Annotated in this window: 19 protein-coding genes and 1 riboswitch; of the genes, 12 read left to right on the forward strand and 7 right to left on the reverse strand. The window is 39.7% G+C overall.

The annotated features are described in order from the left end of the window. Positions 1 to 274: 274 nt before the first annotated feature. The gene (locus CWB65_RS02340) at positions 275 to 1,582 is read left to right on the forward strand and encodes a S41 family peptidase (RefSeq protein WP_138739804.1); all 1,308 of its coding nucleotides are present in this window, start codon (positions 275 to 277) and stop codon (positions 1,580 to 1,582) included. Positions 1,583 to 1,660: 78 nt separating this feature from the next. On the opposite strand, the gene CWB65_RS02345 is transcribed toward CWB65_RS02340, so the two are convergent. Together CWB65_RS02345 and CWB65_RS02350 are read right to left on the reverse strand one after the other, a co-directional pair. Beyond that, positions 1,661 to 2,065 carry a hypothetical protein gene (locus tag CWB65_RS02345; RefSeq protein WP_006792271.1) on the reverse strand — a complete coding sequence of 135 codons (405 nt, stop codon included), beginning with the start codon at positions 2,063 to 2,065 and terminating at the stop codon, positions 1,661 to 1,663. 185 nt (positions 2,066 to 2,250) lie between these two features. Continuing rightward, positions 2,251 to 3,063, reverse strand: coding sequence for an alpha/beta fold hydrolase (locus tag CWB65_RS02350; RefSeq protein WP_138739815.1), 813 nt, complete (start codon positions 3,061 to 3,063; stop codon positions 2,251 to 2,253). Between the two features lie 201 nt (positions 3,064 to 3,264). Here CWB65_RS02350 and sbcB point away from each other — a divergent pair, with 201 nt between their 5' ends. Beyond that, entirely contained in the window at positions 3,265 to 4,710 is a 1,446-nt protein-coding gene (sbcB, locus tag CWB65_RS02355; RefSeq protein ID WP_138739805.1) for an exodeoxyribonuclease I, read from the forward strand. A gap of 404 nt (positions 4,711 to 5,114) precedes the next feature. Here the strand turns inward: sbcB and CWB65_RS02360 are convergent, their stop codons facing one another. Further along, a complete protein-coding gene (locus CWB65_RS02360) occupies positions 5,115 to 5,996 on the reverse strand; it encodes an NAD(P)-dependent oxidoreductase (protein ID WP_138739806.1) in 882 nt (293 codons plus the stop codon). A gap of 121 nt (positions 5,997 to 6,117) precedes the next feature. On the opposite strand from CWB65_RS02360, the gene CWB65_RS02365 reads away from it, so the two are divergent. The 3 genes from CWB65_RS02365 (at position 6,118) to CWB65_RS02375 (ending at position 8,512) form a co-directional block, all read left to right on the forward strand. After that, on the forward strand, positions 6,118 to 6,669 hold the full coding sequence (locus CWB65_RS02365; RefSeq protein ID WP_010556305.1) for a glutathione peroxidase: 552 nt from the start codon (positions 6,118 to 6,120) through the stop codon (positions 6,667 to 6,669). A gap of 95 nt (positions 6,670 to 6,764) precedes the next feature. Then, positions 6,765 to 7,751 (forward strand): 2-hydroxyacid dehydrogenase, encoded by a 987-nt coding sequence (locus tag CWB65_RS02370; RefSeq protein WP_138739807.1) that lies wholly within the window; start codon positions 6,765 to 6,767, stop codon positions 7,749 to 7,751. Positions 7,752 to 7,837: 86 nt separating this feature from the next. Beyond that, positions 7,838 to 8,512 (forward strand): NYN domain-containing protein, encoded by a 675-nt coding sequence (locus CWB65_RS02375; protein ID WP_138739808.1) that lies wholly within the window; start codon positions 7,838 to 7,840, stop codon positions 8,510 to 8,512. A 4-nt stretch (positions 8,513 to 8,516) separates the two neighbouring features. Here the strand turns inward: CWB65_RS02375 and CWB65_RS02380 are convergent, their stop codons facing one another. Further along, positions 8,517 to 9,839, reverse strand: a complete 1,323-nt coding sequence (locus tag CWB65_RS02380; RefSeq protein WP_008130843.1) for a sodium-dependent transporter — start codon at positions 9,837 to 9,839, stop codon at positions 8,517 to 8,519. Between the two features lie 140 nt (positions 9,840 to 9,979). Between CWB65_RS02380 and CWB65_RS02385 the strand changes: the two genes are divergently transcribed. Next, the gene (locus CWB65_RS02385) at positions 9,980 to 10,735 is read left to right on the forward strand and encodes a 4'-phosphopantetheinyl transferase family protein (protein ID WP_138739809.1); all 756 of its coding nucleotides are present in this window, start codon (positions 9,980 to 9,982) and stop codon (positions 10,733 to 10,735) included. A gap of 153 nt (positions 10,736 to 10,888) precedes the next feature. Here the strand turns inward: CWB65_RS02385 and lysC are convergent, their stop codons facing one another. Together lysC and nhaD are read right to left on the reverse strand one after the other, a co-directional pair. After that, on the reverse strand, positions 10,889 to 12,268 hold the full coding sequence (gene lysC, locus CWB65_RS02390) for a lysine-sensitive aspartokinase 3 (protein WP_138739810.1): 1,380 nt from the start codon (positions 12,266 to 12,268) through the stop codon (positions 10,889 to 10,891). Between the two features lie 75 nt (positions 12,269 to 12,343). Beyond that, positions 12,344 to 12,516, reverse strand: a riboswitch (Lysine riboswitch). A gap of 110 nt (positions 12,517 to 12,626) precedes the next feature. Continuing rightward, positions 12,627 to 13,874 carry a sodium:proton antiporter NhaD gene (nhaD, locus tag CWB65_RS02395; protein ID WP_138739811.1) on the reverse strand — a complete coding sequence of 416 codons (1,248 nt, stop codon included), beginning with the start codon at positions 13,872 to 13,874 and terminating at the stop codon, positions 12,627 to 12,629. A gap of 219 nt (positions 13,875 to 14,093) precedes the next feature. Between nhaD and CWB65_RS02400 the strand changes: the two genes are divergently transcribed. The 4 genes from CWB65_RS02400 (at position 14,094) to CWB65_RS02415 (ending at position 19,392) form a co-directional block, all read left to right on the forward strand. Then, the gene (locus CWB65_RS02400; protein ID WP_008132118.1) at positions 14,094 to 15,380 is read left to right on the forward strand and encodes an MksB family condensin complex protein; all 1,287 of its coding nucleotides are present in this window, start codon (positions 14,094 to 14,096) and stop codon (positions 15,378 to 15,380) included. A 5-nt stretch (positions 15,381 to 15,385) separates the two neighbouring features. Next, positions 15,386 to 15,934, forward strand: coding sequence for a condensin complex protein MksE (locus CWB65_RS02405; protein ID WP_008132116.1), 549 nt, complete (start codon positions 15,386 to 15,388; stop codon positions 15,932 to 15,934). Then, positions 15,931 to 18,705, forward strand: a complete 2,775-nt coding sequence (locus CWB65_RS02410; RefSeq protein WP_008132115.1) for an Mks condensin complex protein MksF — start codon at positions 15,931 to 15,933, stop codon at positions 18,703 to 18,705. Before CWB65_RS02405 ends, CWB65_RS02410 begins: the two co-directional genes overlap by 4 nt. Positions 18,706 to 18,840: 135 nt before the next feature. Continuing rightward, positions 18,841 to 19,392, forward strand: coding sequence for a DUF4136 domain-containing protein (locus tag CWB65_RS02415; RefSeq protein WP_008132113.1), 552 nt, complete (start codon positions 18,841 to 18,843; stop codon positions 19,390 to 19,392). A gap of 212 nt (positions 19,393 to 19,604) precedes the next feature. Here CWB65_RS02415 and CWB65_RS02420 read toward each other — a convergent pair whose 3' ends face one another. After that, complete coding sequence (locus CWB65_RS02420) at positions 19,605 to 20,093, reverse strand: peptide-methionine (S)-S-oxide reductase (protein WP_138739812.1); 489 nt, start codon at positions 20,091 to 20,093, stop codon at positions 19,605 to 19,607. A 191-nt stretch (positions 20,094 to 20,284) separates the two neighbouring features. Between CWB65_RS02420 and CWB65_RS02425 the strand changes: the two genes are divergently transcribed. Next, a complete protein-coding gene (locus CWB65_RS02425) occupies positions 20,285 to 22,141 on the forward strand; it encodes a TonB-dependent receptor plug domain-containing protein (RefSeq protein ID WP_138739813.1) in 1,857 nt (618 codons plus the stop codon). 634 nt (positions 22,142 to 22,775) lie between these two features. Beyond that, complete coding sequence (locus CWB65_RS02430) at positions 22,776 to 23,240, forward strand: hypothetical protein (RefSeq protein ID WP_138739814.1); 465 nt, start codon at positions 22,776 to 22,778, stop codon at positions 23,238 to 23,240. Positions 23,241 to 23,257 lie beyond the last annotated feature (17 nt).

Below are 23,257 nucleotides of genomic sequence, written 5' to 3' on the forward strand. Positions count from 1 at the left end.
GGTTTGCCTTTCCTAATTAATTGAGTCGTGCTTGTTGCCGACAACTGAACTTTAGAGTAAAAGCTCAAACCTCACAAACGATAAAAACAAACTCAATAAGTGAATAAAATTAACCTATAGACTTTAGTCTAATGGCTTGCACTTTTATGTTTGCTCATTAATTAAAAATGTGTTGAATCTAACTAAAAAATAAACAGATAGTTACAACAAATTAGTCGCTAATTAACAAATAATCATGTACCTTTTTCTGTAATAAAAATTAACAAGGAATGTCATGATAAAAAACAAAAATATTTTTTTTGCAAGCACATTATGTATATTAAGCGCGTGTGGTGGTTCAGAAAACGAAGGGCAAGTAATTAGTTCTGATCCGCTTGTATGTGAATCTCAAACTGCACAAAACGAAGCTTTGTGGGATTACCTTCAAGCAGATTACCTCTGGAACGATCAGTTAAATACCTCAACCAATCCATCAACATTTGAATCATTAAACGATTTATTGACCGAAGTTCGCTCGCAAGTAGAACTAGATGAATACAGCTATGCAGTTACTGCGCAGGAATATGAAGACCAATATATTAATGCGAGTTACTTTGGTTATGGTCTATCAAATAAAGTTATGGCTAACGGTTTACTTGTAAGATATGTTTTTGATGATGGTAATGCTGCTGCTATGGGTTTAACAAGAGGCTCATTAATCACCACTATGAATGGCATCAATATTGAAGAGGCAATAGCTAACAACACTTTTGATTACGATGCTGTATTAGGCCCAAATGAAGAAGGCTACACAGTCGATGTAACCTGGTTAGATCTAAACGGTGAGGAACAAACAGGTACCATGTCTCGCTCAACCGTTAACAGCAACACAATACTAGATACACGCATTTTAGAAACCACTAAAGGTAAAGTTGGCTACCTAGTATTCAATAGTTTTGTAGAACGCAGTGCACAAGACCTAGATGGGACATTTTCATTATTCGAACAGGAAAACATAACCGAGCTTGTACTTGATTTACGTTACAACGGCGGTGGTTACATAAATATAGCAAAACAACTAGCAAGCCAAATAGCCGCAGAGCAAGTTTTAGGTAAACCTATGTTTAGCTATGAGTACAATAAAAATCGTAGCGCTAATAGCGTAAACTTTGAATTAAGCAATAACAAACCACGCCTAAACTTACCTCGCGTTGTGGTATTAACCACTGAGCAAACAGCATCGTCTAGCGAACTAGTAATTAATGCACTAAAGCCTCACATAGACGTTCAGGTTGTAGGGACTAGCACTAGAGGTAAACCCGTCGGCATGGATATAAATAAGCTATGCGACCATGTAGTATTCGCTATCAACTTTAAAATGGTGAATTCTGAGGGGTATGGCGACTACTTTAACGGTTTACCTGCAGATTGTTACGCCGAAGACACCATTAACGTAGATTGGGGTGATACAAAAGACCCTCTTTTAAACGAAGCGATCTACCTATTAACAAATAATAGCTGTTCAACATCTCAATCAGCTCAATTACCGAAACAAAAATCCTTTAAAAATAATTTTGGCTTATTTGACAAAAACACAATCTAAGTGCCTTAAATAAACACAAAAAAGCCCCAGCAGGTTAAACCTAGCTGGGGCTTTTTTTAAAATATGCTTGCTAAAAGCTTATAAAGAAAGCTCTTCTTTAGCGCGATTTAAGTTGTGCGATACCATAGTGCTGTTAGACATTTGGTTAGCTTCGTACAAATCGGCTAATGCAGCTGTTTCGTTATTCGATTTCAAACGCGCTACACCACGGTTACTTAGTGCGTATGAAGTAAGCTGGCGTACTTTAAAACGTGGTGCGTCAGCATCCTTTAAAAGCGCAATTGCTTTAGTACAAACTTCTTCAGCTTGTGCATAGTTTTTTGACTTAACATTAAGTGCACAGCTGTTAAAAGATTGCTCAAGTGGCTGTGGCGCTGTTGCAGTTTCGATAACCATTAATTTGTAATCACTTTGATCAGCCATTGCAGCAGCTGAACAAGTAAGTAAAGAGCTAAGAGCGATAGTTTTGATAAAAGTTTTCATGGTCATAATCCTGTTTGGTTAAGTCGTGCTTGTTGCCGACAACTGAACTTTATAGAATTCCCATCAAACCGACAAACGATAAAAACAAACCTAGTAAGTGAAGAAATCTAACCTATAGACTTTAGTCTAATGCCGACCATTAATTTCGAAAATTGATACTTATCAAAACAACCAAAAATTTAAACTTATTGAGTGCGTTCAAGTAACTTAACTATCTGGGTTACAACCATTTTTGGCTCATCATTTTGTGGATAGTGATAGCTTTTATTTGTAATTACTATTTCACCTTGAGGAAATGCATTAGCCCACTTTGAATGTAAGTCACCCCACATTTCACGCGCTTGGTCGGTAAAAAATAATACAGGTGGCTTTTTATACTTTTTAACGGAGGCGATAACAGTCAAGGGTATATCAGCAATTTGAGGGTAATCAGGTAGTGGGCGTTTTGCCCAAAAATCTAAATACTGATTCGACATACCATTTTTCATATCATCCAGCTTTATTGCAGCAATTTCTTTTTCTGCGCGTGGCAAATCAATTGCGCGCATAATATCTACATCGTGCTCTGATGCAGGCTCAATTAACATTAACGCTTTAATCTGATTCGGGTATGTTGCAGCAAATACACGCGCAATATAAGCACCATAAGAATGGGCAACGTATACAACAGGCTCTTCTATTTTCAGTGTTTTGAGTAATAATACAACCTCAGCAGCGTATTCTTCTGAGCTATAGTTTTTCTTTATTTGTGCAGAGCCACCATTACCAATACGAGAATACCGTATAACTTTTGCGTGCTTGGTAAGTGATTCAAAAATCGGATCCCAATCACTTAAACCAGCAGAGCCACCCGCTTCAAGTAAAATGGTATGTTTACCATCACCTGCTAATTCGTATTCAACGTCAAAACCATTTACTTGAACCTTAGCCGTACTGGCTATTACAACGTGTGGAATGAAAAGCGAATAAAAAATGATTGCGGTAAAGAGTATTCTCATCATATTTTTTACTTAAGTTAACTTAAAAAATACCATATGCGATATTAAATATGACTTCCAGCGGTAATAGTTAAAATTTCTAAAGTTTAAATTAAGGTACCTATAAACTCCCTCGCCCATATGCCATAATCTAAATAATTCATTATTTTAGTAACTTGGCGCATATTTAGGCGTTTTTAAGTTAACTACTCAGGGTTTACTATGGCATATCAAGAGCAAAATCAAGCAACAATCTATTGGCACGATTATGAAACTTGGGGGGCGAGCCCTCAAAAGGATAAGCCGAGCCAATTTGCAGGTATTCGTACCGATCTTGATTTAAACATTATTGGCGAGCCGCTTATTGAATATTGTAAGCCGCAAGCGGATTACTTGCCCCACCCTGAGGCATGTTTAATTACCGGTATAACGCCACAAGTGGCAATGAAAAAAGGCTTGGTTGAGGCTGAGTTTATAGCAAAAATTCATGCCGAATTTAGTTCGCCAAACACCTGTGTGGCTGGTTATAACAGTATTCGCTTTGATGACGAAGTTAGCCGTTATAGCTTTTATCGTAACTTTTACGACCCGTACGAGCGTGAATATAAAAACAATAATAGCCGCTGGGATATTATTGATTTGGTCCGTGCGTGTTATGCGCTTCGCCCTGAAGGTATTGAATGGCCGTTAAAAGAAGACGGTAGCCCAAGTTTCAAGTTAGAACATTTAACAGTAGCTAATGGTATTGAACACGCCGCTGCGCACGATGCGCTAAGCGATGTAACTGCCACTATTGCACTGGCTAAGCTAATAAAAGAAAAACAACCTAAGCTATATAACTTCTTTTTTGGGCTGCGGAATAAAAAAACGCTTGGCGAGTTAGTTGATGTATTTAACATGACGCCGCTGGTGCATACATCATCGCGTATTCCTGCAACGCAGGGGTGTACAACGTGGGTGGCGCCTATGAGCTTTCATCCAGTAAATAAAAACGCGGTTATTTGTTTTGATTTAACCCAAAGCCCGCAAGTTTTACTTGATTTAAATGTAGAAGAATTACGTAAACGTTTATACACCAAACGCGTAGATTTAGCCGAGGGCGATTTACCTGTTGGCTTAAAACTGGTGCATTTAAACAAGTGCCCTATTTTAGCGCCTGCAAAAACATTATTGCCTGAAAACGCAGCCCGTTTAGGAATTGACCGCGAGCAGTGCCTCGCTAATTTAGCTATTTTAAAAGCTAATACCGAGCTTCGCGATAAAGTCACTGAGGTGTTTAACGAACAAGGCGATTACAGCGCAACCACTAACGTTGATTACTTACTTTACGATGGCTTTACAAGCCACGCCGACAAAGCTAAATTTGCGATTATTCGCGATGCTAAGCCAGATGAACTAGCGGGCTTAAACTTAGATTTTGAAGATAAAAAGTTCAATACATTACTGTTTAGATACCGCGCACGCAATTGGCCTGAAACGCTCAACCAGCAAGAACTTGATCAATGGCGCCAGTATTGTCAAAACAAATTAATGCACGGGGAAGATCAACCATCAATCAGCGCACAAGATTTTATGATCACCCTTGAAAACTTGGCACATGAGCACGACGACAGTGAAAAAAACCTGACTATTTTAAAAGCGCTTTATAACTACGCGCAAAGCATGTAATTTGCTTTAAGCGTATTGGTCAGCGCATATAAAAACGCGACGCTTTAATTACTAAAGCGTCGCGTTTTTATTTAAATTATTATGGGCTTCGCCCATCACGCAAGCAAGCTTCGCGTCTACAAAACAAGCAATAATTTTTATTTAGCCCTTAGCCGTCGAGCTTACTAACGCGAAAGCGTAGCTTTTAAAATAAAAAACTTTTGCACAAAGAGAACAAATGAGAAGTAAATGAGAAAACATACAGACCAACAACAACCTTTTTAGCACTATCACTGCCTCTAAAAGCGCAGCGCCTCTTATCCTCTTTGTGAATAAGTCACATTATGGGCTTTGCACATCACGCAGGCAAGCTTCGCGTCTACAAGTTAAACGCGAAACCTGTTTAATTTAAAACACATACATAGTTATTTTTTATGCAGCGCTTCTATTCGTGCAAGTAGGCTTGAAGTGTCGTATCGGCCGCCGCCAAGTGCTTGTACATCAGCGTAGTATTGGTCGACCGTTGCAGTCATTGGCAACGTCGCACCATTGTTTTTAGCTTCATCAAGCGCAATGCCTAAATCTTTGCGCATCCAATCTACGGCAAAACCAAACTCGTACTCACCTGCCCACATTGTTTTGTAGCGGTTTTCCATTTGCCACGAACCTGCAGCGCCTTTTGATATGGTTTCAATTACTTTTTCACCGTCAAGGCCTGCTTGCTTAGCAAAATGTAATCCCTCGGCTAAACCCTGTACAACACCGGCAATACAAATTTGATTAACCATTTTACAAAGCTGGCCCGAGCCTACGCCGCCTAACAATTGGCTAAAACGGCTAAACGCCGCCATTACAGGCTGTACTTTTGCAAATACGGCTTCATTGCCACCAGCCATTACCGTTAAAACGCCATTTTCTGCACCGGCTTGTCCGCCGGACACTGGCGCATCGATAAAGTCAATATTTTGCAGCGCCGCTTTTGCAGCTACTTCTCGGGCAACTTCTGCAGAGGTTGTTGTGTGATCAACTAATATGGTGTGCGGTAACATACCCGCCAAAACGCCATTATCACCATAAACTACAGAACGTAAATCGTCGTCGTTACCCACACACATAAACACAATATCAGCGCCTTGAGCAGCTTCGCGTGGGGTATCTGCAACGCTTCCTTTGTATTGTTCAGACCAACTTTGCGCCTTTGATTGCGTACGATTAAATACACATACGCTATGACCTTTATTGGCTAAATGCCCCGCCATTGGGTAACCCATTACGCCTAAACCTATAAATGCGACTTTCATTGACATAAAAATGACCTATTTAACTGCTAACTTAGAAACTAGGTCCCGATTATGTCAACCGGCCAACAAAAAAGCGAATGAAAGTCTTTGTAAAATTTCCACCAATTGGAAATTAAGTAGGTAACCAATGGATAGTATTTATCAGTTTAATGCACCACTTTATAACAGTGAGAATTTTTCTTTAAGCGAGTTAAAAGGCAAAACCGTACTCATTGTCAATACAGCCAGTAAATGTAGTTTTTCAATGCAATTAAATGCTCTCGAAAAGCTATACCAAGAGTACAAGGATCGTGGCTTTACGGTACTTGCATTCCCATGTAACCAATTTGGACAAAACGAGCCACTTGATAATTTAGCTATCAGAGATTTTTACCAAATGCAGTTTGGTGTTTCGTTTAAAGTATTTGGTAAAGTTATGGTAAATGGCCCAGACGCTCACCCTTTATTTAGCTATTTAAAATGCCATACCCGCGGTATTTCACAAAACCGTGCAGTGAAATGGAATTTCACAAAGTTTTTAATTAACTCGCAGGGGCAATTAGTCGCACGCTATGCACCGCGTACTAAACCTGAAACACTTAAACAGGTTATCGAAACACACCTACAGAAAGCCGTTGAACCAAGTGACATAAAAGCAACACCCATTATGTCTGCTTTAAATAGGCGCACAGCGCTGTAAATAAAAAGTAATCGCTACTTGAGCACATGGCAGTAACGTAGTTTAATTTAAACAGGTTTACTATTTTAAACGCACCAAATTGTTGGAGCCATACCATGAACATTGCTTTTTTTAGCGCGCAAAAGTACGAAAAACCTTTTTTTGAACACAGTATTGCAACTCATAATAGCTTAGCAATAACCTATTTTGAGCAATCGCTTAACGAGCAAACAGCGGTGTTAGCAAGCAATTACAATGCAGTGTGTGTATTTGTAAACGATACAGTTAATGCCCAAGTTATAAGGCTATTAGCAGCTCAAGGTGTAAACACTATATTACTGCGCTGTGCCGGTTTTAATAATGTTGATTTAGATGCGGCAAAAGCACATAACATTCATGTTTTGCGTGTACCAGCATATAGCCCCGAAGCCGTTGCTGAGCACTGTATTGCGCTTATGCTTACACTGAGCCGAAAAACACATAAAGCCTACAACCGCGTGCGCGAAGACAACTTTGATCTAAATGGGTTACTTGGCTTTAACTTGCACAACAAAACAGTGGGCATTATTGGGTGCGGAAAAATTGGCTTAGCACTGTGTAATATACTCAATGGATTTGGCGCAAACGTTTTAGTGTGCGACCCAAATGCAATACCGGGTAACTACTCCATTACCGACCTAAACACGTTACTTACCCAAAGCGATATTATTTCGCTGCATTGCCCACTAAACGAGCAAACCCATCATTTAATCGATGAACATGCTTTTGCTAAAATGAAACCCGGCGTTATGCTTATCAACACCTCACGTGGTGCATTACTCGACAGCAAAGCCTGCATACAAGCACTTAAAACACAAAAACTAGGTTACTTAGGACTTGATGTATACGAGCAAGAATCCGAACTTTTTTTTAAAAACCACAGCGACGAAATAAACCAAGACGATATATTTTCCCGTTTAGTTGGTTTTAAAAATGTCCTGATCACCGGGCATCAAGGCTTTTTTACTCAAGAAGCGCTCACCGAAATAGCAAACACCACCATTACAAATGCTCTTGAGGTTGAACAGAGTAAACCGCTTACTAACTCCGTTTTTAAAAATTAACATTTATAGCCATTTACACTTGCCAAAATATGCATTGCAGTGGTATCAATTAGTTATATTTAATGGCTTTTTTAGCAGGTGTATAAATGGAAAAAACAGCGTTATTCATAGATGCAGAAAATATAAGCCATAAATATATAGAGCAAATAATGGCTAAGTTTGAACATATTGAGGTTAAAAAAGCATATGGCAACTTTGGGGCTGTACAGCTAAAACCTTGGGTTAATATATGTTCGCGCTTTGCTATAGAAATGGTGTACCAAGAAAAACTTGTAAAATCGAAAAGTAATGCTGCCGATATTGCGTTAACTGTCGGGGTTATGGAGTCATTGTATGTCTCGCCGATTGACACTTTTGCAATAGCGTCATCTGATTCTGACTTTGCGGCGCTAGTACACTTTTTAAGACGAAATGGTAAAAAAGTAATAGGGTTTGGTAATAATACAGCGAGCGCTAAACACTATTTTGATGATTTTTATATTTTAGGTAAACAAAGCACCATACCCAAAGTAAAAAATAAAAGTATTGCCTCTGTTGATACCTACCATTTAGCACTGGTGAAAGAAGCCGTTGAGAACACACAACATGCAAAAACTGGACTCTCTGAAACAGTGGATGTTGGTACCTATCTTCATCGAATATTCAACATTACAAAAAAGCAGCTAGGCGTAAGTAAGCTATATCAATATTTTAAATATCACGATCAGCATTTTAAAATGCAAAAAGCCCCCGACGGAGGCTTTTTAGTCTCGTTGCATTAAGTTATTAACCAAACGCGACGTTTGCAAACACCAAGGTCATTAATATTGGGCATACAAAACGAATATACTGGGCAAACCAAAAATGCGCGCCGGTGCTAGCTTGGTGTAACTTATTACCTCGTTTGAACATCCAGCCAACCGTTATAAAATAAAATAACCCCATTAACGGGAGTTGGTACTGAGTAAACACCATAATAACTAAACCAAATAACCAATCGAAGTTTACTATAATTGCACTCGCACATATTAAAACCACTAAGCTTACCAACCATGTGGCTTTAGTTCGGTTTACATTGTGGTTTTCAACTAAAAACGCAACCGGAATTTCAGTAGACGAAATAGTCGAGGTCACAGACGCTATCGACATCAAAACAAAAAACAATAAACCAACCAGCAACCCTATTTCTCCCATGGTATTGAATAGCTCAGGTAAAATGGCAAATATAAGCTGCCCTTCACCTATTAATTTACCGCCACTAAACACTTCAACACCATTATGCTGTGCAACATAAATAGCCGGAATAATAAGTAAACCAGCTAAAAATGCAACGCTCGTATCAAGTAATGCAACACTTGCCGTTAGTTTTGGTAAATTGGCATCAGGCTGTAAATACGAGCCGTAAATCATCATACAACCCACCCCTAACGACAACGAAAAAAACGCTTGTCCCATAGCGGCAATAATTAAATTTGGATCGAGTATTTGACTAAAGTTAGGCATTAAATACGCTGCAAAACCTTCGCTTGCGCCATCCAAAGTGGCTATATAAGCAATTAGCGCAACAAGTAACACCAATAGCATAGGCATCAGTCGGCGCGACCAGGTTTCAATACCCGATTTAACACCCTTTAAAATAATGCAGGCCGTTAAAATAAGCATTAATGGTGTAAATACAAAATTACGGGCTTGCGAGTCACTGTGTAAAAACTCGCTCACACTGTGTAAACCAACAAACGTTGTAACAGGCTCAATTGCGTACGACAGCATCCACCCTGCCACAATTGAATAAAAACTCAACATGACTACAGCGCCCGCCAGGCCAATATAGCCCGCAGCTGCACCTATTTTACGGTTGCTATCTTGCCATGCGTTACCCAGCGCTTTTACCGGATTTGCTTGTGCGTTATGGCCTAAATAAAGCTCGGTATATAGCGCCGGTAAAGCCAATAAAAAGATAACCAGAAAATAGACGAGTAAAAATGCTCCACCGCCATGATTAGCAGCTTGTGTAGGGAACCCCCATATATTACCCAAACCCACTGCCGCGCCAGCAGCGGCTAAAACAAAACCAAGTCGGCTTTGAAACCCATCACGCATTTGTGCCATACATCTACAAATCTGTTATTATTTTGATTGTTGTGAATTAAACCATATTTAATGCCAGCTGAGTAATAAAATTGTATTCAGCCTTTGTTTGTCGCGTTAACTGCTCACAATAACAACGACTTTTTACTTTTTGAGCTGATATGACCGCACATTTTTTTAATAACGCCTTAACCATAACGCCAACAGATTTTGCCAATTTACCTAAAGGCAAAAGTACCGTTTTGTTGTTCGACGCTAATACACTTAGTTTGGCTAATTACAATTTGGCGAGCTTACTCAGCGAATTTGAATTAACCGTTATTAACCGCCGTAAAAACCAAATAGCTAAAAAAGAATATGTAGCAAGCCGCTTACTTTTAAAATTGCTTGTAAAATCCACCTTCCCTGAATTTTCAAATGTGCCATTAAATGCCATTAACACAAGCTTTAACGAATCCACAGCTAAATTAGAGCTGCATATTAACGAGTGCGTTATTAATACGTGTATATCGCACTCTCATGGTTTTGTTGGGGTTGCTTTAAATTTAGAAAGCGAGGCGTTTGGCTTCGACCTTGAAAAAATTAGCTTAACGCGCCCGTTTGAAAAACTAGCCAAGCATTTTTACCATACAGACGAAGTTACATTAATTACGTCTCAACCCAATACGCAAAGCCAAGCCAATACCTTTTTTAGAATTTGGACATTAAAAGAGTCATTAGCTAAAGCAACTAGTCGCCCTATTGCCAAATTACTTAGCCCCAACGTATTTAACGAATTAACCTTAGTAAGCTTGGCCGCAAGCAGCCAAGTGGTAAACACGCAAACAGAGGCGTTTGATTTAACCTTAGTGCATAAAAAAAGCACCGACTGGCGGTGCTTTGTGTTAACCGATTTCTCGCTTATACCAATCCGCTAAATTAAGTGATCTATTTTGAGGGTAGATAAACGTGTTGATAGCTAGGCAAAAAATTCGTTATTTAGTTGTTCTAAATGAGAATTTTTTAAAACAGATAGCGACACCTTTAGCCCCTAAAAATGATTAAGTATTATTGCGAATTGGTATTGCTAGTTAAGCTTCTAACAAACGGCTATGAATAGCCTGAACCACATTATCAGATTCACTTTGCTCGACTAAAAAGCATAGGTTGTGCTTGCTTGCACCATGACAAATTAAGCGAATATTAAAATCACTTAATACCTGCATTAAGTTCATTTCGTGTTGGCGAAGTTGAATCTCAGAGCCAATAAGTGCCACTAGTGTTAAGTTGTTTTCAACCGATACATGGCAAAATTCAGCAAGCTTATCTAAACACGCTTGGTCGAGCTCTGGGCGCGACGCGTTAGGCGCATTATCAAGCGTTATTGCTACACTAATTTCAGACGTAGTTACCAAATCAACTGATATATTAAACTCGCTTAAAATAGTAAATACACGGGCTAAAAAGCCACTAGCCAATAGCATTTCAGGGCTTTTAAGGGTGAGCAAAATTTGATTTTTACGCTGGGTTACCGCGCGAATTCCTGGCTGCTGCGATTTTTCACGCTCTATCCACGTACCACCACGTTCAGGCTCGCGGCTTGAACCAACAAACACATTAATATGACTACGACTAGCGGGTAAAATAGTAGCTGGATGCAATACCTTTGCACCAAAGGTAGCCATTTCAGCAGCTTCATCAAAGCTTAAACGAGCAATAGGCGATGCCTTTACACATAATCGCGGATCGGTACTAAAAATACCCACAACATCAGTCCAAATATGTACACTTTTGGCGTTTATTGCCTCAGCAAGTAAAGCGGCACTGTAGTCAGACCCACCACGGCCAAGCGTTGTTGTTTGTCCAAATTCGTCACTGCCAACAAAACCTTGGGTTACAATAACTTGATCATCTAACAGAGGGATCAAATATTCTTTAGCAGCTTGTGCTGTTGCGCTTACATTTGGCGTTGCTTTTCCAAACTGACTATCTGTTTTAAGTACTTGGCGTACATCAAAGCGATCGGCATTTAAGCCTTTTAAACGCAGCACTTGCGCAAATAAATACGACGATAAACGCTCACCAAAGCTAAGTAACTCATCGTGCTGCTGATCAGTTGTCAGTGTTTCAAGCGCTAGCGTTTGGAATGCTTTTAACGTTTCGTTAAAACCTACGGCTAAATCGGCATCAAGCGATAACTCATCTAAAATAGCCTGTTGAATGGCTAGCACGCCGTCAATGTGTTCTTGGCGCTGCTTTGGGGTAATGCTTGATTTACACAGTGCAACCAAATGATTAGTTACGCCGGCACTGGCGCTTACAGCGACAATACGCACGCTTTTATCGGCAACAATAATTTCGCTACAACGACTCATCGCATCAAAGTTAGCCACACTGGTTCCGCCAAATTTGGCAACGATGTAATCTGATTTAACGTCCGATACTGCTTGCGGCACTGATTGGGTAGTCATTTAGTCTCCTTTTGCGGTATCCAAACCGCGATAAAACAAGAAGAACTTGGCAAGTGAATGCTTGAAGGTAAATCCACTGCCAGAAGCTCTCCACCTAGATTGGTGACAGTTTTGAGGATTCAGCCCCATAAACCGAAAAACAACATCGACGTAACGTTGGTTTTCTCGGCGAGTACTTCCCTCTTTAATGGTTATGGGCGTTCGTCACCTACCATTAAATACCTAAGTATCGCACCTCTTCTGAATGTTGTATTAACCAATGGCTAATAAAACAAAACCCCACTATAAAGTGGGGTTTGAAAGTTAACGTTTAGACGTCTAGCTGTCAAGCGTTTTAATGCGGTTTGTTAAGCAAAACTTAAACAAACCCGCCCATGTAATAAGCGCCCGCATAACCCACGGTATAACTTACTAACAAATAGAGCGACAAACGTAAGTAACTCATAAAAGTTAGCTCTTTTACTTTACTCATGGCAATAATACCCGCAGCCGATCCAATAATTAGCATAGATCCGCCAACACCGGTTGCATAAGTAAACGATAACCAATCTTGCTGGCTCATTACTATATTAGCTTTTAGTAAAGCAGCAGTGAGCGGTACGTTATCAACCCCGGCCGACAAAATACCCATTAAGTAGTTAGCGTACTGTGGCGCCATAACGGTGTAAAGGTCGGTAAACTTACTAAGCATTCCAATCTCTTTTAAAGCACCTACCAATAATAAAACCCCGACGAAAAACAGTAAGGTGTCGTATTCTATGTCGCGTACGTAGTCGATAATATTTTTGTTTATGTCTTTTTTGCGCATTAAAAATTGCGCCACTAAAAACATGATTGATAGGCCACATAAAAAAGTTAATAAAGGCGGTACACTGTAAATTACACTCAGCGCAAGTATGCTTATAACTGTAGATACAAAAATAACCGCAATGGTGATATCGGTTTTTTCTATGCGTTTTTTTCCAGACTTTGAAAAGGTTACATCCCCTTTCATGCCAATACTTAGCATTGCAGCTAAAAGCATAACGCTCATAAATGCAGGCGCAATAAGCAGTAATAAGTTAGCAATGGTTACCTTGCCATCTAAAAATATCATTAAGGTTGTTACGTCACCGGTAATTAACGACACACCACCGGAGTTAACACCAAACACAATAAGTGTGGCATATTTTATAAGCTTTTTAGGCGGTAGTTTTAACGACATAACTACAGCAAGCGATATTAACGTAGCCGTTACGTTGTCTGAAACCGACGAAAACAAAAAGGCAAATACCCCAACCAAAAACATCAGCTTGCGTTCGCTAATACTTGTTGGCATTACTCTGTGCACAATATTTTCGATAAACCCTTTTGAGTTTAAATAAGCAACAAAGGTCATGGCGGCCATTAAAAACAACCACAGCGATGCTATCTCTAAAATATTTTCGTTAAGGAGTTCTTGTACTTGCTCTGGGCTTTGCCCATGCAAAGGGAAAATAAACAGGAGGATCCAGCAAAGCGTGCCAAAAAAAAGCGTGGTTTTAGCTTTATTTACATGGATGATATCTTCTATAACAATCAATAAAAATCCGATCGCTATCAGGGTTAGAATAATCGTGGAAACCATGGGTATTAAATAACCTTTGATATTGTTTTAAAGAACACACGCAAAGTCCCTCTCGACGTGCCTATTTTCGGCGCGAATGTTAGCACTGCGGCTATACAAAAACTATTATTAAATAGTCTTAAAAACGAATACCATATACAGGCTAGATTAATTAGAATACGTAATAATGAGACGCTTCTAAATTCTCAATAATAAATTACTAGGATGTTGTAACACCTTATGATCCCAGCTAAAAAGCGACTAAATACCCTTAGCGAACATTGGGGAGTTTTAGAGCTATTATTTAAACGTTTTAAAATGGCCGACTTTAGCCTAAAAGACGTGCAAAATGCTATAAAACAAAAACAACCCACGTGGAACAACGAGCGCATTTACAAAGAAACAAACCGTTTGCTCAATCAAGATATTTTAATTCCACTGGCTAAATCATCACAGCTTGAAATTAACCGTGCAATTGCTGACTTTGCTACTTTTTTACTGCAAGAAGAGCATTTGGGCTTAGCACAAGAAATTAGCGTGTTAGTAGACGATCTTGCCCGTTTAGGTAATCGTTTAGATAACGCTGGTAGCATGGAAGACTTTGACGATTTACGCCGATTTAGCCGTATTATGGATGATCGGGTACGTAAAATAATGAAGCTCTACGCGCACAACGAAAACGCCATTTTAAATATTGTTGAACAAGCTAAATCAAACAATGCGGTGCAATCACTACAAAAACGCTACAAAGCAGTAATTGAAGCCTTTGACGAATATATAGAGCCCATGCTTGAAATGGTCGATATTAGGGGCGATTTTCATGCCTGCTTTACAATAATAGAGCAGCAAATCAGTAAACAAATCGAATTTATTGAACGCTCTGGTAAAGCATACACCGACAAACGCATGCTAGAACAGCTACGAACTCGCATACTCGAAATGAACCTAATGGGCCGAGAGAGTTTACGTAAAAGTGCCGATATGCTCATGCCCCTGCGCGAAGAGCTACGCCGAAATAACTTAGTTACACGCCAAGCGGCCAAAGTGCTCGGCCTTGTGCGTAAAAATGGCGTAGATAACATGCTAAGCGCTGTACAACCTAATTTTGTAACCGACTCTCAGCGTTATTCGCTTGGGCAACAACGCCATATTATCGCGTACATGGCAAGCTTGGTAGAATTTGAACATGAAGAATATCAACTTCCCGAACAACAAGACGTACCCGCATTTGTAACGCCTAACATTCCTGACTACAACGATGTAAAAACAAGCTTTGCTAAACGCTTTAACAAAAAACGTAAAAAACCACAGCCGCTGCTGCAGTTTTTAGATGAAAGCTACCCCGACTTAGACGCCGACGAAATGCTCTTTTTATATCAAAAATTAGTCAGTGATAGCGACATTGAAATTAGCCAAAGCGATAAAAAAGCCCGAGTAAAAATTGCCGGCCAACACTTTTCACTTTACCCATTTAATTCTCAGGCTTCAGATTCAGCAACTCAGCCTAATACTGAGGCAGATAAGTAATTACCATGACACATATAAACCTAGAAGAACTCACTCACCTGCAAGCAATCAATAAAAAATTAACTGCGGGTTACCACATTTGCGAACAAGACAACGTAATGTGGCAAGAACTCGACCAACACATTGAATCTTACAGCGCACTATTTACCGCATTAGGCCACGACATAAAACACGATAGCCGTGGCTTTTACTATTTTGCCAGCGACGAAAGTACGCCAAATATGGGTAAAATATCTCGCGCTATCGCACTCACTATTTACATTTTAATTGAGCACTTTGCCAATACCGGTAAAGACCCAATGCGCGCCCTGTTTGATGAAGTAAACGATTTAGAACTGATGCAAACCTTAGTGCAAATAAACAAGCACTTGTTTGATCAGCTTGAGATATTTTCGGGCTCAGATTTACGAAAAGATGTTTACCTACGTATGGTTCGTTTAGGTCTTGCCCGTGAAGTAGAAGGCGGCTTTATGCTACAAGCACCTATTCACCGCTACATTGATGCATTAATGGAAGTAAACGAAGAAACCTACATGACGGAGGACGAGGAATGAACAACTTATACGGACTGAGTAAACTCGCCCTACTTAATACCGCAGGTTATGCAAAGTGTGTGATCCCGCTTGATAAAAGCAGCTCTATTTGTGCGCCAAATAATACCGGTAAAAGCTCGGTTATTAACGCCCTACAATTTCCGCTAATAAACGATTTACGCCTTACCGAATGGGACGGGCACGATTTAGATGAAACCCGTAAGTTTTATTTTTCATCGGATCAGTCGTACATTTTACTTGAAGCTAACCTCCCCCATGGCTCGGTGGTTATTGGTGTAGCGGGTCTGGGTAAAATAGCCGGTTACGCCCACCAGTACTTTTGTTATCAGGGCAAGCTCGATTTAGAACAGTACACGCAAGGTAATACCATAATTAAATTTACCAAGCTGTTTAATCATTTAAAGTCGCTTAATTACAATCCTATTGAGCTAAAAGCACAAGAGCTAAACGCCCTGCTTACCGGCGGCGCAACGCCCTTTGACGGCGACATTAATTTAAAAATGATCCCGCTTAATAACGTGCAAGACTCCGCTATTTATAAAGAAATTTTTAGGCGTATTCTTAACTTACACAAATTGGGCGCAAGCGATGTTAAACGCTTTATGCTGCGAGTGTTTGAGCGCCATATGTCAAACTCAAAGGTTGATTTTTACGAAGTATGGCGTCGCTCGTTTGACAAAGTGAACCGGGCTAAGCGCGAATTAAAAGCCCTTGAATCAATGCAAGAGCCAATAAGCGCACTTGAATCAATGCTTGAAAATCAAACCGTGCTTAAAGGTAAATTAGCAGCGTACGCGCCTAAAATTGACCAAGCACTCATTGACTTTGACACCTACCAAGAAGAGCAGCTTAATGAACTGGGTATAGCACTTGAAGACATTGAACACGAAAAGCACGAATTTGAGCAAAAACAAAGCCTATACGTACAGCAATCGCGCGATATAGAGCGCAAACAAACTCAAATTGAGCAATGGTTTTTAGATTACAGCGCCCTTAAAAGCGAGTTTGAACTGGTAAATAAAGCCACAATTAAAACCAACCTTGGCCAACTTAAGCAAGACTACGAGTCGCTTTCGCACTCTATTACCAGCGCACAAGGGCAAAGCTTGCACACGCTTGATTACCGCATTAGCGAAACGCAAAAACAAATTAAAAGCTTAAAACTGCAGCTTAAAAACCTGGAGTTTAATTTGTTCACCCGTATGCGCGAAGACCTATCGCTTAAAGAAGTGGAAGAAATATCGCGACTCTTAAACCCCGACTTACTTTCGTTTGCCACCACCACTAATGGCGATATAACCATTGATGACGAAGATGCCTTTGGGGAATTTTTATCGTTATTAAGCCATAACGTTAAAGGCGGTGTGCTTACTTTGCCAGGCGCAAGTATTAAACTTAAAAAGCTTTCGCCAGTACAAATGCAAAGCGGCGAAAACAAAGAGCAATTAACCGCGCAGTTAAGTGCGCTTGAACACTCGTTAAAAGAGTTTAAACAACAGCGCGAAGTGGCAGCCAATGTTGCCGATAAACAAAAAGAAAAAGACGCACTCTACGATGAACTAATGAGTCTTGAGGGAGCACTAAAACGTTTAGAGCAATTTGAAGTAATGCAGCAGTCGGTAGACGCGCAAGCCATGCTAAAAGAGCAATTATTAGCAGAGCGCGAACAAGTTGACGATTACCTGCAAGACATTCAAAAAAATAGTGGCTCAATTGCAGACAGACGCTCGTTAATTAAATCTAAGCAAGAACAAATTAATCGCCAAACCGAACGCCTTCGCCAAGTTAAAAGTGAGCGAATTGATCACACGCTTGATTTATACAGCGGCAAAGTGACCCCGTACATGATTGATATAACAGTCGACTTTGATAACTTAAGTGATTTAGTACATCACTTCAATAAAGACTGCCAAGAGCTTCGCAACTTTGACATAAACGTGCGTAATACCTATTTGCACGTATATAACGCAGGCATTACTAAGTTCGATAACGAAAACGACGAATTTACTAAATACCAAAAGTTGATTAGCGCATTTCATAACCTTGATAACGAGCGCGATGCCGTTGAGCGCCAAGGCCGTGTAGCACTAACCGAAGTAGCCGCCACGATTAAGGGCTTGCGTGAAGATTTAGACCGCCTTCGCCGCGAAATGAATAGCTTTAATAAAGGCATAAGCCAGCACCGTATTTCTAACCTTCAAGCGTTTAAAATTAACGTAATACCACGCAAAATGCTGGTTGATAGTATTGATACCATTATCAGCACGTCGCATCAGTTTGAACAAGGCGACACCCTTGATTTATTGAGCCAAGAACCTTACAGCGAAAGCGCAGTAAACGAAGCAAAAGATCACTTAATAAAACTCGCCTCAGACAAAGCAGGCCTTACATTAACTGACTTGTTCGATATTCGTTTTGAAGTGGTAAACCGCGCTGGCGAAACCGAACACTTTGAAAAAATAGACTCAGCCGGCTCAAATGGCACACGTATTACTATTAAGTTATTGTGTGGCATGTTGTTTATTCGTTACTTATTAAGCGATCAGGAACAAAACCTGTACCGTATACCTATTTATATTGATGAAGCGGCCGACATTGACCCGCAAAACCAAAAAGCAATTATAGAAACCGCATTGAGCTTTGGCTTTGTGCCTATATTTGCCTCAGTTAAGCCGCAAATAAGTTGTGACTACATTGTGCCGATTCGTTCGGTAAAAGATGGCGCACAAAACTGGGTAGATGAAAAAGATTGGATAGAAGTAGAGCATTAAATTTTTGAGTGGCTAATTAGCATTAATTAGTCATTCATATTCATCACACTAAACTAATTTTTAGAACCTTTTAATAATACACATTTATATAAGGTGTGTTATTTTAAGGTAATGCATTTTATTGGAGCAAACGTAATGAAAAATATACTTATTGTTGCAGCACTAGCACTACTTAGCGCTTGTACTCAAACCCCAGATTGGGATTACGATAAATCAGCTAACTTTAGTAATTTTAAAACATTTGCTTGGGTAGAAAACGCGAGTTTAACTAAAGACACCAACAACTACCAAATTAACGGTTTAATGGAAAAACGTGTGCGTACTGCGGTAAATAATGAGCTTACAAACACCCTTGGTATGACATTAGTAGATCCAGCCCAAGCTGACGTACTTGTTAACTATCATGCGTCGGTAGATAAAGAATTAGAAGTAGATACATTTAATACTGGTTACAGTAACCGTTGGGGTTACTGGGGTACTGGTTTTCAACGAGACACAACAGCGCGTGAATACGAAGTGGGTACATTGGTTATCGATATTGTAGACAGTGCATCCAATCAACTAATATGGCGCGGTGCTAAAGAAGGCCGTTTAAAGAAAAAACAATCGCCAGAGCAACGCGAAGCGTCAATTAAGAAAACAGTCGCAAATATTTTAAGTAACTTCCCGCCGCAAAAGCAGCAGTAAGTTTAAAGTTAGTTTTTAAAAAGCTCACAGAATGTGAGCTTTTTTGTGGGTGTTTATTTTTGGATTACGGTTTTAAATAACGACCAGCCACGCTCGTCATGTCAGCAAACTGACTATCTACAACACCACGTTGAGTTTATTTTGTATGCGCTAAGCTTGCTTGCGCGAGAAGTAATAGCTTCTAATTACTTACATAGCATTGAGCATCAAGTTTACAATTTATATTTATACAATAAATCTAGTGGTATATGGCAGTAATCATCTGGGTGGTTCGTTAATCGGTCTTGATGCTCTGGATCGCTTGGTACGTAATTGGTTAACTGCTCTACCTTTACTGCAATCTTATCGGCATCGCTGCGCTTATTTATATAATTGCGTGCAATATTTAAATGGTTTTGGTTTTTGCTGTAAATGCCTGTACGGTATTTAGGGCCTTCATCTACCCCTTGCTTATTAACACTGTAAGGGTCAATAATTTCAAAAAAATAGTCAAACAGTTGATTGAGTGAAACAACACTTGAGTCAAACGTTACCTTCACACACTCGGCATAACCATCATATTCTCCTTGCGTGGTATTACTTGCGCCGTTAGCACGCCCAGCTTGGGTTGTTATAACGCCGGGTAAATGTTTCATAAACTCTTGCACGCCCCATAAGCAGCCGCCGGCAAAATAGAGTGTATTGTGTTGCTGAACTGTCATCGTTTATCTAACTCAATAAAGTTAATTAAAAATACATGTGTATTGTAACGCGTTAATTATACAAATGATTATCAAATGCAGATTTTTATAATTACTGTACAATAGCGCACAAAATTGCACTGACTAAGTTAAGCTAGCCCACCCGCTTTATATAGTTTTTATTAGTGCCTAAACACATTATGAGATACACCATGAATCGCACTGAGCATTTTATATTTTCTGCACTGCTGTGCAGCGTTACACCTTTTTCTTATGCGCAAGCTACAAGCAACACCGAAACAGCAATAGAACAAATTACTGTTGAGGCATCGGCCACGGCAAATAAATTACCCGTTGGTACCTTTGACTCCCCCGTCTCTAATTTAGAATACGACCCTCGTGTTGATTTACAATCACGTAATATGGCAGAAGCCCAGGCTGATGTAACAATTCGTGGCGGTATTTTCGAAAACACAGGGTTTAGAGTCGGCAGTGCTACCCTACTCGACCCTCAAACAGGTCATTACGTTGCTGAGCTCCCAATTGCACCGCAAATGCTAACTGGACCTTACGTTTTAACTGGGGCCGACAATGCCTTAAACGGTATGAACAGCTCTGTGGGATCGATTTCGTTTGGTTTTAAACCCATCAAAACTGGCGGCAATGTCTCTGTAGGTACCGGTACAAACGACTTTAACTTACAAAGTATTTACGCAGGAATAAGCACCGATGTCGACGATGCTAAAAATTGGCAGCTGGGCTTTGAGGGCGAATATTCTCATTCACAAAGTGACGGTTCAATAGAAAACGGCGATCACGATTTTAACCGCGCCTCTGCGCGTATACAGTTAATAGGTACGGATTCGCAAACCGATGTGCTGTATGGCTCACAAGAAAAGTTTTTTGGTTGGCCAAATATGTACACACCATTTGGCGTAAACGAAACAGAAGAACTAGAAACCCGCTTACTCATGCTTAACCACCAGCAAAATTACGCTGACAATAGCCATTTTGAGGTGTCGGCATATTACAGAAAACACAACGACCATTATGTATTTTCTCGTGAGAACCCAAGCGCCTTTGAAGCATTTCATGAAACTAAAGTAAAATCGATTGCGGTATCAGGAAGCCATGCACAAAACACCTCGTTTGCAGTAAATTATTCAGCGCAATATATTGAAGATGAAATAGAATCGACCACACTTGAGAATAATTTTACCTCACGCACTTATTACAAACTGAGCGTATTACCTGAGTATAAAATCGACCTTAAACAAAACCAGCTATTAACACTTCGCCTAGGTGCAGCTTTTGACGACACAAACCGAGATGACTCTGAGTTATCGCTCATTGGCGATATTTCACTAAACACTCAAAACAGTGATGGCTCTGAGCAAACCGTTTACTTATCGTATGCGCAAGCGAGCCAAGTTGCAGGCTACACCGCTATTGGTGGCAGTGATCAAGGCGGGTTATTTAGAAGTAATTACAACCTTGAGCGCGAAACAACTAAAAATCTAGAGCTTGGCTATTTAATACAAGAGCAAACCTGGCAGCTTAATTCAGCAGTTTTTTACCGAGAGGATAACAACCTAACCGATTGGACTTTTAGTTTTGACTCTAGCTCTGCCCGCTTTGCTAATCCGGTAGACATAGACGCCACCGGCGTTGAATTTTTTGCGAATAAGTATTTTGATACAACCGAGCTCATTGCAAGCTACACCTACTTAAATAAGTCAGAAAACTATGGTGATGCAGACATCGACGCCAGTTTTTACGCGTTAAATTTTCCTGATCACCGTGTTACCTTAGGTGCAATTTGGACACCAAACGACCTAATAGAAATGAGGGTTGATAACGAGTGGCGAAAACAGCACGAAAACGCACTACGCAATGGTAAAGACACCGCATTATTTACGCAATTGTCGCTAAAAATTACGCCAACCGTTATTAATAATTTATTTATTACGTTAGCTGCAGACAATGTGTGGGATGAATCGTTTGAAGAAATACCCGGCACACCCGGGCGCGGTGAGCAATATACGTTAAGTGCAACGTATAGTTGGTAATAAATAAAGCCGGCGTTTACAAACTCAATGTATATTTTGGTTTGTAAACGCTGTGTTTGTTTATATAAAAACGTCTTTTAGGCAAACTATTGCACAAATAGAAATGAGTGAGGAGTAAATTAGATAAACGTAAATCAGCCAATGCTGTAAATTAATCTTTCCTCTAAAGGCGCAGCGCCTCTTACCCTTTTTGTGAATTATTCACTTTATGAGCTTCAACCAATAAAAGTAGCGCGTTTTATATAACGCAAAGCTAAAAAACGCACAAAGAGAAGCGAATGAGGAGTAAATGAGATAAACGTAATCAGCCAATGCTTTTAATTAATCTGCACTAGCTCATATCTTATCTTAAAGTTTAATGGAATAGATTTAGACTTCATCTGACAGACAGCGATAAGCGGTCGTTAACAGTTACTTTTTAATTTCGTCAAAGTATATTGCTTCCATAGTCAGGAAAACGACCTAATCGCTCGTTTTTGTCCTTAAGTACAAACCAGAACTACTATATTTTGCTAGTGCTGGCAAATAGTTAAGAAGTTTGTTACAAATGAGTAATTCAGACAAACGAGCGACGCTGTGGTAGAAGAACGCGCGATTCGCTCGCTATAAACATGTTACATTTCCTAGAGAGAGCATGCAAACGTATACTAATAAACCAGATGTACTTGAACTAGTCGTTAGTAAGGGCTTTCTAGATAAGCTTTCTATCAGGCGAATTGAGTACCCGTTTGGGGAAGGTAAGGAAGAATATTGTTACTTCAACAATATTCTTATCGGAGAGATTTCAGGAGATGCTGGACAGTCTAAAATATATTATGAAGGGTTAAATATTTCTTATGTTGGGCATGTAGTAATAAAGCTTACTCCCGTTGTAACTAAAAATGAGTATTTACTTTTTCCTAAATATGAAGAGTTTAGCAACGCGTTAAACAGCCTAATAAATACAGCTAATAATTTTATTTTTATTTGCGAAGCTGATTGTGAGCAAAACGAAGTAGAAGAAAATCCAGACATGAAAAAAGTGTTGAGGCAATTGCAAGGCTTTTGCATAGGTGAGCATTATAATTGCCCTACATTTATTCAGCGTAAAGAAATGTAACACATATGAGCCTTAAC

Source organism: Pseudoalteromonas sp. S554, from assembly GCF_005930865.1.
Lineage (GTDB): Bacteria > Pseudomonadota > Gammaproteobacteria > Enterobacterales > Alteromonadaceae > Pseudoalteromonas > Pseudoalteromonas marina.